The organism is [Chlorobium] sp. 445 (assembly GCA_002763895.1).
GTDB lineage: Bacteria > Bacteroidota > Chlorobiia > Chlorobiales > Thermochlorobacteraceae > Thermochlorobacter.
In genome coordinates this window covers 21649-33394 of sequence record NSLH01000025.1, presented here as the reverse complement: position 1 = coordinate 33394, position 11746 = coordinate 21649, and the positions used below count along the sequence as shown (strand labels likewise).

Genomic DNA, 11746 nt, shown 5'->3' with positions numbered 1-11746 from the left:
CAGAAGTTGCTATCTGCTTCGAAAAGAAGAAGTATTTAGAGGCACAGCGCATCACTGAGAATATCCTCAAACGCTGTCGGCGGCATGCATCAGAAGCCTTTCTGCAAAACGAGAAGAGACTAATTGATTTTTACAGAAAATTTGTGTGCCTTGTGCAGGAGTTGGAGCACATACCCAAAAAAAGAGTACAGCTCGGCAGGCTCAAACAAAAAATTTGAAGCGTTTGTGAACGAGCAGCCCCACCGTCAGGATGTGCTGCCCGTCGTGTGGCTAAAACAGAAACTGAGAGACTACAGCAGTAGCGATTGATTGAATTCTGGCTTAGGCTCTTACTTGCATTGCGTTTAGGCGTAGAAAGCAACAAGACGGTTTTGATGCGCACGCTCAAGGCTGAATAAATCCTGTCTTAAAGGAAAATGAGCATGCAACCCGATGTGTGCTTAGCCAATACCGATCGATAAGCCATCGCTGACTGGCGAAGAGCCGTTCACATTGCCTTCACGCAGCGTAGGCTTGTTGGAAATATGTCGCACTGGCAACCTGCGGCTCACGGGGCTTTGCGGGACAAACCACTGCTCGATTCGATACGCATCAAGTAGCAACTGTTTGTCGATGCCGACCTTAGCGCGTACCTCGCCTAAGGGCATATCTAACATGGGGCGAAAATCGATCTTGTAAATTTCTTTGCAGGGAGATTTGATACCACACTCCACGCCTAAATCAAAAATTTTAAGGTCGTTGTCATCGAAGCGGTATTCTTTTGGATAAAGATGCTGGGTTGCAAACTTGAAGAAGTTGTGTTGCCATGAGGAAAGATGCTTGCTTGTGCCCATCGTAAAGCCAATGACAAAGGCTTCATCTTGGGCAAGCAATCCTCTGCCTAAAAGCACATGAACACAGTCGTGCCCGAAGAGGTCAATTGCGCCAGTTAAAGCAAATGGACTTTTCGGATTTTCTAATGCTCTGACAATCCAGTTAATCTCGCTTTGTGAGTAACCAGGAAGCGAGTCGTAGACTTCACGCAGTGTAAGGTCATCGTTGTTCAGCCCAGGGTTCCATTCCATCCAGTGCATATTAGCCTCCTTAGAAATTAAGGCAATTTTAGATTTCTTGTGCTTGGTACAAGATCAAATTTAGGAAAGTTGGAGATAAACTTCAAACGCTAAAGATAGGAAAAAGTGCGAGGTGTAGTCAAAAATTGATAAAAAATCGCGTTTTCTGCATAAAAACGCACTTTTTTGCATATTTATGCATCCGAGACCTCGTCAATTTGAGTGGGTAAAAAGGATGCTTGTATAACTAACTGGTAATAAGAAGGCAGGTTAAATTTTTAAGGTTTTTTTGAAGATTTTGAAGGCTTTTTTTGCAGGTATTGGCAAAGTCAAGGCTTAATCGCGCTGGCGTGGGTCTAAGGCATCGCGGACGCCATCACCGACAAGGTTGAAGCAGACGACGGTCAAGACGATAGCAAGACCGGGAAAAGTGGAAATCCACCAGTGGCTAAGAAGATTATCGCGCCCTTCGCTGATGATGTTGCCCCAGCTGGGCGTCGGCGGCTGAACCCCTAAGCCTAGAAAGGACAGAGCGGCTTCAACTAAAATGATATTGCCAATGCTAAGCGTAGCTGCCACAATGACAGGCGTGAGAGCGTTCGGCACAAGATGTCCAAAAATGATGCGCAAATCTGAAAAACCTAAGGCTTTGCAGGCTTGCACAAAATCTTGCTCTTTAAGTGAAAGCGCTTGACTGCGCACAATGCGTGAGACATTCATCCAGCCTGTAAGTGAAATCGTAAGTACCACAAGGAAAATGGAGTTACCGAAGAGTGCAATCACAATCAAAATCAGAAAGATGCGTGGAAAAGCAATCAGCACATCCACTGTGCGCATGATGAGATTATCGACAAACCCGCCAAAATAGCCTGCGGTGATACCTAAAACCGTACCAATCGTGATGGAAATCAGGACGACAAGAAACCCGATCGAGAGTGAGATGCGTGAGCCATAAATGACGCGGCTAAAAATATCGCGCCCATATTGGTCGGTGCCAAGCAGATAAAATTTTTGAGCACAAAATTGCCGTCGGCAAAGTCAAGGCGTGGCAGTTCGCGGGTGCGAAAGTCCTGCTGCAAGAAGACTTTTTCGCCCTCTACACGAAAGTCTGTAACGAAAATTTTTTGCTCGGTTTCGCCGCGCAAGCGTAGCCACCAATTTTGCTCTATAAGCGCGTTAGCCAGCTGCGCAGTCAAAGTAGACTCTTCACGCAAAGGAATCGAGAAGGATTTTTGCGCACGAAGTTTCAGAGCAGTAAGCGTCGAGAGCGGGGGCTGAAACGCCGTGACGGTAAAATCTTGCTGGTCGTTAGGCTCGAATGGAGCAAGAAATGGCGCAAGCAGTGCCACAGAATACAAGGCACCTGTAATCAGCAGTGCGACGACAGCAACTGTGCGCTTGCGAAACGATCGCCACGCCAGTTGCCACAAACTCAAGCTGCTGCGCCGCAGAGGTCCTTCTGCAAGAGCTTTTCGGTACTGACGATATGCAAAAAAATAAGCGCCGACGATGCCAAAAATCAGGTACAGCGATCCGACCCAAAACTCAAGGATGTCCGTTGTAAAAATCTCAACAAAATCATGCGCAGAAATGAGCAGTAGAAACAACGAAAGCACAAGCGATTTTAAGCCACCGACAAAAAGCGGGAACCGAAACACAATGAGTGCTAAAAAATAAGCGCAACGCCTAACCATAGCGCACCAGAAAACCATTTGCCTAAACGCAGTAAGCCAAAGCCTGGAATGAGGCGATCTAGAGCTGAGGGCTGAAAGTGAGCGTGAGCGTCTGGAGAGGCAACGCTCGCTGTGCTTTCAACTGAAAGTGAGGACGATGGCGTATTCGTTGTCTGTTCAGGCATAGCAAAACTAATTTCAGAAAGATAAGAAAAGCATGTAGATTCGCACTCGGTTACCTTTATCAAGCCAAACTGCTTTTCTTATGCGAAAGTTAACGCTCATCTTACTTCTTCTATCACTTGCCGTTCAAACTGGTTTTGGGCAGCGCGTAGCTAAGGGCAATAAGACAGCGCGCAAAAAAATTGAGTTTATCGAATATGACTTGCCAAACGGTTTGCATGTGATTTTGCATCAAGATCGCTCACTGCCTGTTGTGGCAACGTATGTACTCTACCATGTCGGCAGCAAAAATGAACGACCTGACCGCACAGGCTTTGCGCATTTCTTTGAACATCTAATGTTTGAAGGCACTGAGAACATTAAGCGTGGACAAATTGATAAGCTGATTTCAGGTGCAGGTGGAAATCTCAATGCATCGACCTCGTTTGACCGTACGGACTACTTTTTCAATTTGCCGTCTAATCAGCTCAAACTTGCCTTGTGGATTGAATCGGAACGCATGATGCACGCTAAGATTGATAGCATCGGTGTCGAAACACAGCGCCAAGTGGTTAAAGAAGAGCGCCGCTTGCGCTATGAAAATCAGCCTTACGGTACGGTCTTCTTCAATATGGCAGCAAATGTATTTGAGGGCACACCGTATTCTTGGACGCCTATCGGCGAAGCGCAGTACATCGACCAAGCCTCTATTGAAGAGTTTCGTAACTTCTACAAGCAGTACTATGTCCCAAATAATGCAACGCTAGCCATTGCAGGGGATTTCGATATTGAAGAAACCAAAAAGTTAGTTGAAGCCTACTTTGGTCCCATTCCGCGTGGTAAAGATATTGAGCGACCTAAAATCAACTTTACGCTGCAAGATGCTCCAAAGTATAAAGAAGTGGTAATGGATAACACGCCGCTGCCTGCAACCATTCACGCATGGCGCGCAACCACACAGCGCGATAAGGATGCCTACGCAATAGAGATGCTAAGCTCAATTCTGGCGAATGGAAAAAGCTCACGCCTCTACAAACGCATGGTGGAAGATGAACAAGTAGCCGTGCAGACATCGGTCTTCCCCTTCCTGCAAGAAGATGCAGGGATGATTGCTGTCATTGCAATCGGCAATAGCGGCGTAGAAATCCAAACAATGGATAAAATCATTGACGAAGAAATCAAGAAAATTGCAGACAAAGGCATCACGGCAGAAGAACTCGAGAAAGCCAAAAACCAAAAAGAATCCGAAACCGCTAATGCCTTTGGCTCCATGTTTAGTCGCGCAGTGAATCTGGCTAACTACTATTGCTTCCACGGCAATACAAATCTCATCAATACAGAGCTCGATGAGTATTTGAAGCTAACCCGCCAAGATATTCAGCGCGTTGCAAGAAAATATCTCAGCGAGAAGAATCGAACAGTGATACACTATCCAACCCCTGACAAAAAGAAAAATCAATAGTCAAGCATAAAGCTAAACCCAAAATTTGAACACAGCATGCAAAAGTATCTCTGGGCTTTCATCGCACTTTTTTTGCAAGCCAAGTAGCCTTAGCTCAAGTTGATCGCACCAAAAAGCCTGAAGCAGGTCCAGCGCCAAGTGCATCATTCCCAGATTTTAGTCAAGTCACGCTCTCAAATGGCTTGAAAGTCTTCATCATTGAATCAGACCGTAAGCCAACTGTAAGCTTTCGGTTGCTCGTGAAGGTGGGCAATTCGGCAGATGGCGAAAAAGTCGGACTGGCAGATTTTACCGCAGAACTCTTGGGCAGAGGATCACCAAAACGCAAAGCCTCTGACTTTGCCAGAGAAGCAGATAAAATTGGGGCAAGTTACAATGCAAGTGCAGGAGATGATGCAACCTCGCTCTTCATTTCAGGGCTCACAAAATACACCGACAAGCTGCTTGACTTGCTCTCTGATGCAGTGCTGAACCCAACTTTCCCAAAAGAGCAACTTGAGATTCTGCGTAAGCAAGCCCTCTCCAGCATCACCTTAGGGAAGAAAACAGCGGGTACGCTTGCAGCAAACTTGCAGCGCAAAGTGCTCTTCGGTGAGCATCCTTATGGCAAATTTCAAACTGAAGAGAGTGTCAATGCCATCACCGTCGAAGATGTCAAAGCCTTCTACGATGCACATTATTTTGCTAACAATGCAACAATAGCTGTGGTCGGCGACATCAAAGCAAATGAAATTGTCAAAAAGTTGGAGAAGTATTTTGGGAAGTGGAAACAGGGCTCACCACCGAGGGTAACGGCAAGTGAGTTACCTGACCTCAGCAGCAAGGTCATTCACTTGGTAGACTTACCCGGCTCGGTGCAGTCTAATATCCGTGTAGGATACCGCAGTGTGTCGCGTAGTAATCCCGACCTGGTCGAATTCAGAGTAGTCGAATCAGTACTCGGGGGCGGTTTTTCAGGGCGACTTTTTCAAAACCTGCGTGAAAAACATGGTTGGACCTATGGTGCCTATGCCAGCGGCTCGTATCTGCGGCAACTCGGATATTTTTCAGCCAACACCGAAGTGCGCAATGCCGTAACCGATTCTGCGATTGTAGAAATTCTGGCCGAAATGCGCCGCATCAAGTCGGAGATGATTCCAGAAGAAGAATTAAAATTGCAACGTGAGTATCTCTCAGGGAACTACCTTTTGAGCCTTGAGCGTACCGAACTGAATGCCACGCGACTTCAAGACATTGAGTTCTACGGCTTGCCTGCAGACTATTACAAAACCTACGCACAAAAAATAAGCCGCGTAACACCTGAGAAAGCGCTGGAACTTGCAAAGAAGTATATCGAGACCGATAACCTTGCGATTGTGGTCGTCGGCGATGCCAAAGAAATCAAACCAGCGCTTGAAAAAATTGCAAAAGTGCGCGTCTATGATACTGACCTCAAGCCTGCCATTTCACTCACGCTGGACCTGACAGGTGAAGAACTGCTCAAGAAGCACATTGAAGCTATGGGTGGCGAGAGTGCCGTAAAGAAAATCAAGGACCGGGTAACAGAAGGCAAGGTGAGTATCTTCGCTGGTCCGCAAACGATTGAAGGCACTTTCAAGCGCACAGAAAAACTTCCAAACAAGCAGATCTTCATTATTACCACGCCGCTCTTTTCGCAAGAAGTCTACAACGACGGAAAGAAAGTGGTGCAAAGTGGAATGCAAGGTACGCGAGAGCTCTCGGGGGAAGAACTCAAAAAAGCTCTCGATGAGGCGCAGTTCAATGCACTCTATCGTACTGCTGAACTTGGCTACAAGCTCACGGCAAAAGAAAAAAAGATGATGAAGGGCAGACCCGTTTATGTCGCCGAACTAGAACGCCCCACAGGCGACAAAGCTACGCTCATTTTCGATGCCGAAGACTTCATGCTGATTTCCGAGACAAGGCGGCAGAACACCCCGCAAGGCGAGATAGAGGTAACGACGACCTATTCTGACTTTAAGATGGTCGACGGTATCATGGAGCCCTTTAAAATCGTGCAATCGCTGGGTATGGCAGATGTGCAACTCACGGTAAGCTCAATCAAGCATAACACAAGTATTGCCGATGAAGAGTTTGTCAAGAAATAAGTCTTGACTTCTTCAGAGAGAAGAACATCATGTTGTGCCATCAAGTGTGGAAAGTAACTGACTCAGTCTTCAGAGTTAGTACTTGACCTTCGGTGGCTTGCCAGCAAGGAAGCGTTGATAGAGTGAGTTTCGGCGCAGCTTGTACTCAGGCTGAAGGATTGCAAATTCTTTGAGGTTTTGCCAGCGACTACCGACAAGATGCGCGCCGCGCTGCAGTCCTTCAAATTCAAAGCCTAACTTTTCTATCACACGCAAACTGGCATGGTTATCTGGTGCAGCAGCAGCAGAGACTCGATAGAGATTCATATCCGTAAAGAGGTATTCCAAGAGTAGGAGCGCAGATTCAGTAGCATAGCCTTTTCCCTGATGCGCGCTAGCAATCCAATAGCCGATTGCAGTTTTGAAGTTCGCCCAGTCAATAGGGTGGGTACTGACGGCACCAATCAGTTCATCATTCTCACGCAGAAACGTGCAAAAAGTCAGTGATTTGTTTTCGCGCATCTCCTGTGTTGCCAGTTCAATGAAGCGCTGCTCACCTGCAAGGCTCACTTTGTGTTGTGCCCAAGGCATCCACGGACGCAGGGTATCAAGCGATTGATTGATAGCTTCGGCGAGCGGCGCAGCATCGCGCAATTCGACTGGGCGAATATAGAGCCGATGCCCTTCAATTCTCATCTCAAGTGATATGATAGATTAAGGTAAAAGACTGTCACGCTAAACAGAGCATAGCACCGTGAAAATGCATCGTGAGAAGTGAGAACATAAAAATTGCCATGTGATACAGGATAACTTGCTATCTAAGGATGAACGGCTAATAGAAACGAACACGAAAGCAAGGTCGCACATTTAGGAAGTTACTGACAGGTGAGTCGACTGGCTCAAGAATTCTGAAGCGACTTGCGCAACTTCATCAACCGTGATAAGTGACATACATTCTTTCGTGCCCAGTGGGCAAACCTCTGACAAGCAATACTTGCAAGCAACGTCTTTACGCAGAACCCGAACACGTACGGAGGGTTGAATCCAAAAATTTTCGCGGTCGACTGCACTCATCAAGACCAGCATGGGCGTCTCTGTACAATTGCCGATGTGCATCGGACCTGTATCTAATGTGATAAAAAGATTGGAAAGCTCAATAAACTCCTTAAGTTGATGAATGGTCGTTTTGCCAATCAGCGAGAAGACACGTCCCGAAAAGGCAAGCCCTTTGAGAATCGGTTCCACTTGCTCACGCTCACGCTCTGCACCTGTAAAGACAAGTTTGAGTGAAGGGTGCATCAAAAGGCGCTTGCTAAGCTCTATCCAACGCTCCGTAAACCACTGCTTCGATGACCAATTGCTGCCTTGATGAATGACAACAATTTTTTCAGAATCATCTTGTTTGATGGACTGCATAAGCTGCAGAGCGTCGCGCTTATCTTGTTCTGAAGTCGGTAGCCAGAGACGCCGAGACGTAACATGTAAGCCCAGAAATGGCAGAAGAGAAAGATTGCGCTCAACAAGGTTGAGGTTCTGGCGGTAAGGAACAGGAATGTTATTAAAGAACCCACGCCGATTTTGATCAATCCCTAAGCGGTATCGGGCGCGTGTAAGGTAGGCGATTGTAGGATATTTGAGTGCGGCGCATGTCGCATCTAAGATGGCTAAATCATATCTTTGCTGGCGAATTTCTAAAAGCAACTTAAAAAGTGGCAGCAGTTTGCGCTCGCCTTTGCCCCAATACCAAGTTTTATCAATGTAGAAGCGCTGAATCTGCGGAATGTTTTTATAGACTTCGTAGCCAACGGAATTGACCAGCATATCAAGTTGCAAATGTCCAAGATGCTCAACAATGACTTTAAGTGCAGGTGTGAAGACCATATTATCGCCCAACTGTTGAAGAGCAATGATGAGAACTTTCTTTATCTCTCCTGAGGCGATGCGCGATGATAAAAAATCTGGACGTAGCATCTCTGGGCGACGTGGCGCCAAGAGACTGCCAGTTGAAGCAATAAAATTGTAGAGTCGTTGCATAAACAAGTTTAAGAAGAATAGGGAAGTCTCTGCAATTGCCTTTGCAATCCGTATGCTTTTGGTATATTCAGCCGAACTGAACGCATAACTATGCCATTCAAATTCTTGTACTTCACCGTGCTGTGTCTTGCCGTGCCACTGCTGGCTTATACACAGCCAACTGAGAAGCAAAACCCGTGTAAGGATTCACTTTTGCTTAAGTTAAAAAAAATACCGCAAGTAAGTTTGAATATGGCAGAGCGCAAATATCTTGAGCAAAAAGAAAAAGAGTGCGCTGAATTTGCAAAAAGCCAGACCTTACAAAAAGACACGGCAGTGGCACAGACACCTGAATCAGATGCGGCGGCGGCAGGAGAAGCTGAGACTAAAAGACAGGTCGGAGGCAGCCTGAAGCCTGTGCCAGAAGAAGAAATAAGTGCTCACGAGGCACTATCGATAGCCCCAGTGCAAAAAGATACCAGTGCGACCATGCACTCTGAAATGGAGCCATGGCTCACAGCGCGTAATGCTGGCATTGTAGCGTTTATTGCTGCTGCAATTGCTGGTATCGTGATAGCGCTCGGCAGTGTAACACCATCACCATTTTAGCTGTATGTCCATTAGCCATCAGTCAAACTTGCATTCATCTAAACTGTGAGGAACACGACAATGAGCTACAAGTTTAACAAGAAAGACTATAAGAAAATCGCCAAAGCGTTGGATGCCAAAGAGCCAATTGTAGAGCACAACCACGCCCGCATAGAGATTGAAGACCTTATCAGCAGGCGCAAGGTGTCTTTGGAAATTTATCCTGAACTGGAAATCGGGGATGAGGTTGGCAATTTAGTGCAAGCCTTCACACCGCTTGGGCTGTTGCAATTGCATTTCTGCACAGACTACATCGTCAGCGAAGAATTAGGAGAAGTCATTTTGTTTGCAGAGAACGGTAGTAAAATCTCAGGCTTCGTCATTGGCAAAGATGCTGGTATCACATTCTATGCTAATGTTAATAAATCACTGCTCTCCAAAGATCCCTTTAAGCTCTCTGGTGAAGTGATTGGCTGCGCTATGCAACTGGCACTTACTGAACATAAACTGGCAGAAATCAAATAACAGCAAAAGAGCAGGTGATTATCCTCAGCAATACGACACGCCAACCGCTTCCCAAAAAAAGACTAGCTCATGCAATTGAACTTGTGCTGCGCTATGAAAAGCACCGCGCAGAAAGGATTTCGGCGGTCTATTGCGGTGATAAACTTATCAAAAAGATAAACCAGACTTACTTGCAGCATGACTACGCTACTGACACCATTTCCTTTCGACTTAACAGCGGTAAAACCATTGAAGGTGAGTTCTACATCTCACTCGATACCGTGCGCCGAAATGCCTGTCGCTACAAGCAAAGCTTTGTTACTGAACTGCTGCGTGTAACGATTCATTCTACGCTGCATCTGATTGGGTATGACGATGAAACCGATGCGCAGCGAGAGATTATGACCAAAAAAGAAGACCGCTACCTTTGGCTACTTGAGCATGCAAACAAGCAAAACTTAGCGCAAGCACAAGTAAAATGACGCAACATCTTTCAAAGTGAAAGAGCTTTGTTGTGCCCCCTCTTAGAAATCTTCTCAATGTGAGAAAGTAGAAGCGCAAATTTTTATGTAGAAAATAACCGCCTGTAGACCCTTGATTTTACTTGCCTCAAGAGACGGCCATATCATCAAGCATCAATGAAAAACTGGCATTGAAGTTGACTTAACGATGTGTGAAAAAATTCTAAAACCCAAACCACACATCTTTATGTCGACACGGCAGAGTCTAGCAGCAGGAGCACAAACCATTGCAGAAGAAGTCAAGATCGCGCTGCAAACAAAACCACGATTAACAAAACAGCTTCATGAACAAGAACTAGCACATCCAAACGCTGAGCTTAAACTAGCCAAAGAAAACGATGAGGATACAGTTTGGAAAACCTTGCTTGGCAATAGTATTGAGACACCCGAAGAAGTGCATCGCATTTGGGGCGAAGACTTAGAGACAATGAAACAGCTTGAGCAAGAGTTCAATATTCGTATCAATCCGTATTATGCGTCGCTCATCCAAGAAAAGGACGACCCGATATACAAGCAGGTTGTACCCAGCAAAAATGAGCTTATCAAAGGCTGCTGCGTAGACGATCCGCTCAATGAAGAGCGAGATTCGCCTGTCCCAAGCATCACGCATCGCTATCCTGACCGCGTGCTGTTCCTTGTGGCTCACGAATGCGCAATCTATTGTCGATTCTGCACGCGCAAACGCAAGGTCTCAGATGCTTCAAAAATTAGTCTCAAATACCTTCAAGCTGGAATGGACTACATCAGAGAGCATAAAGAAATTCGCGACATTGTGCTCTCAGGCGGCGACCCACTCACACTCTCCGACCGCCGCATTGAGTTTATTCTCAAATCACTTAGGGAAATTCCACATGTCGAGATTATTCGCATCGGCACGAAAATCCCTTGTGTCTTACCGCAGCGTATTACCAAAAAATTGGTGAACATCATCAAGAAGTATCACCCTATTTATGTCAATACGCACTTTAATCATCCGCGCGAGCTCACACCAGAAGCTAAACTAGCGTGCGAAAGACTTGTTAATGCAGGCGTCCCCGTCGGGAATCAATGTGTGCTGCTCAAAGGCGTCAATGACGACCCCGAAACCATGAAAGCCTTGATGAAAGGGCTACTCAAAATGCGTGTGCGCCCATACTACATTTACCAAGCCGATATCGTGCGCGGCACAGAACATTTCCGAACCAAGGTCGAAAAAGGGCTAGAGATCATTCAAGCCTTACGCGGGCATATTTCAGGACTGGGCGTACCGCACTTCGTGATTGATTCGCCCGGTGGCGGCGGCAAAATCCCGCTGCTGCCGCACTACATCCAAAAAATGGATGATAAAGAAGTGGTGATGAAGAACTACAAAGGCGAAACGTATATCTATCCCCAAGTGCAAGACGATCTTGCGTTGCCCTATCCACTCGAGATAGCAAGTCAGAATGGGCACCCAAACACTCACGCAAACTCACATCCACTAAACGAACACAGTCAAGCAAATCGGCATAGTCAGGCAAATGGCTTTAATTTGGGCATGGAAATTCAAGATTATTTCTGAGAATTAAGCGCTGCAACACCGCAAAAAGCATAGACCGTAAAGAACGCCAAGTCATCGCAAAAAAGTAAAGATGCTTCAAGCGCTCTACGGTTTGTCTTTTTGTAGCACAAGTAAAAAACGGGCAAAACAGAGGTGTGAAACTGC

10 protein-coding genes and 1 pseudogene are annotated in these 11746 nt (G+C 46.2%); 7 read left to right on the top strand and 4 right to left on the bottom strand.

Annotated elements, in window-relative coordinates:
• Positions 1 to 218 (top strand): hypothetical protein (locus tag CMR00_09930; protein PIO47540.1); only part of this gene is annotated, 218 nt, incomplete at its 5' end.
• A 222-nt stretch (positions 219 to 440) separates the two neighbouring features.
• Here the strand turns inward: CMR00_09930 and CMR00_09925 are convergent.
• Both CMR00_09925 and CMR00_09920 read right to left on the bottom strand, forming a co-directional pair.
• Positions 441 to 1073: a hypothetical protein gene (locus tag CMR00_09925; protein ID PIO47539.1), complete on the bottom strand. Its 633-nt coding sequence runs from the start codon at positions 1071 to 1073 to the stop codon at positions 441 to 443.
• Between the two features lie 315 nt (positions 1074 to 1388).
• Positions 1389 to 2910: pseudogene (locus CMR00_09920) on the bottom strand (ABC transporter permease).
• Between the two features lie 80 nt (positions 2911 to 2990).
• Here CMR00_09920 and CMR00_09915 point away from each other — a divergent pair.
• Together CMR00_09915 and CMR00_09910 are read left to right on the top strand one after the other, a co-directional pair.
• Positions 2991 to 4349: a peptidase M16 gene (locus tag CMR00_09915; protein ID PIO47538.1), complete on the top strand. Its 1359-nt coding sequence runs from the start codon at positions 2991 to 2993 to the stop codon at positions 4347 to 4349.
• A gap of 182 nt (positions 4350 to 4531) precedes the next feature.
• Entirely contained in the window at positions 4532 to 6457 is a 1926-nt protein-coding gene (locus CMR00_09910; protein PIO47537.1) for a hypothetical protein, read from the top strand.
• Positions 6458 to 6532: 75 nt separating this feature from the next.
• On the opposite strand, the gene CMR00_09905 is transcribed toward CMR00_09910, so the two are convergent.
• Together CMR00_09905 and CMR00_09900 are read right to left on the bottom strand one after the other, a co-directional pair.
• Positions 6533 to 7132 carry a hypothetical protein gene (locus CMR00_09905; GenBank protein PIO47536.1) on the bottom strand — a complete coding sequence of 200 codons (600 nt, stop codon included), beginning with the start codon at positions 7130 to 7132 and terminating at the stop codon, positions 6533 to 6535.
• A 171-nt stretch (positions 7133 to 7303) separates the two neighbouring features.
• Positions 7304 to 8476, bottom strand: a complete 1173-nt coding sequence (locus CMR00_09900) for a hypothetical protein (GenBank protein ID PIO47535.1) — start codon at positions 8474 to 8476, stop codon at positions 7304 to 7306.
• Positions 8477 to 8560: 84 nt separating this feature from the next.
• On the opposite strand from CMR00_09900, the gene CMR00_09895 reads away from it, so the two are divergent.
• From CMR00_09895 to CMR00_09880, 4 genes are all read left to right on the top strand, one after another.
• Positions 8561 to 9058 (top strand): hypothetical protein, encoded by a 498-nt coding sequence (locus CMR00_09895; protein ID PIO47534.1) that lies wholly within the window; start codon positions 8561 to 8563, stop codon positions 9056 to 9058.
• A 60-nt stretch (positions 9059 to 9118) separates the two neighbouring features.
• Entirely contained in the window at positions 9119 to 9562 is a 444-nt protein-coding gene (locus CMR00_09890) for a hypothetical protein (protein ID PIO47533.1), read from the top strand.
• A gap of 14 nt (positions 9563 to 9576) precedes the next feature.
• A complete protein-coding gene (ybeY, locus tag CMR00_09885; GenBank protein PIO47532.1) occupies positions 9577 to 10023 on the top strand; it encodes an rRNA maturation RNase YbeY in 447 nt (148 codons plus the stop codon).
• 226 nt (positions 10024 to 10249) lie between these two features.
• On the top strand, positions 10250 to 11602 hold the full coding sequence (locus tag CMR00_09880; protein PIO47542.1) for a lysine 2,3-aminomutase: 1353 nt from the start codon (positions 10250 to 10252) through the stop codon (positions 11600 to 11602).
• The last annotated feature ends 144 nt before the right edge of the window (positions 11603 to 11746 follow it).

What these genes read in the sequence shown, in the direction of transcription:
- CMR00_09925 (PIO47539.1), bottom strand. Translation starts at nt 1,073, where the DNA reads ATGCACTGGATGGAATGGAACCCTGGGCTGAACAACGATGACCTTACA.
- CMR00_09915 (PIO47538.1), top strand. Translation starts at nt 2,991, where the DNA reads ATGCGAAAGTTAACGCTCATCTTACTTCTTCTATCACTTGCCGTTCAA.
- CMR00_09905 (PIO47536.1), bottom strand. Translation starts at nt 7,132, where the DNA reads ATGAGAATTGAAGGGCATCGGCTCTATATTCGCCCAGTCGAATTGCGC.
- CMR00_09895 (PIO47534.1), top strand. Translation starts at nt 8,561, where the DNA reads ATGCCATTCAAATTCTTGTACTTCACCGTGCTGTGTCTTGCCGTGCCA.
- CMR00_09890 (PIO47533.1), top strand. Translation starts at nt 9,119, where the DNA reads ATGAGCTACAAGTTTAACAAGAAAGACTATAAGAAAATCGCCAAAGCG.
- CMR00_09880 (PIO47542.1), top strand. Translation starts at nt 10,250, where the DNA reads ATGTCGACACGGCAGAGTCTAGCAGCAGGAGCACAAACCATTGCAGAA.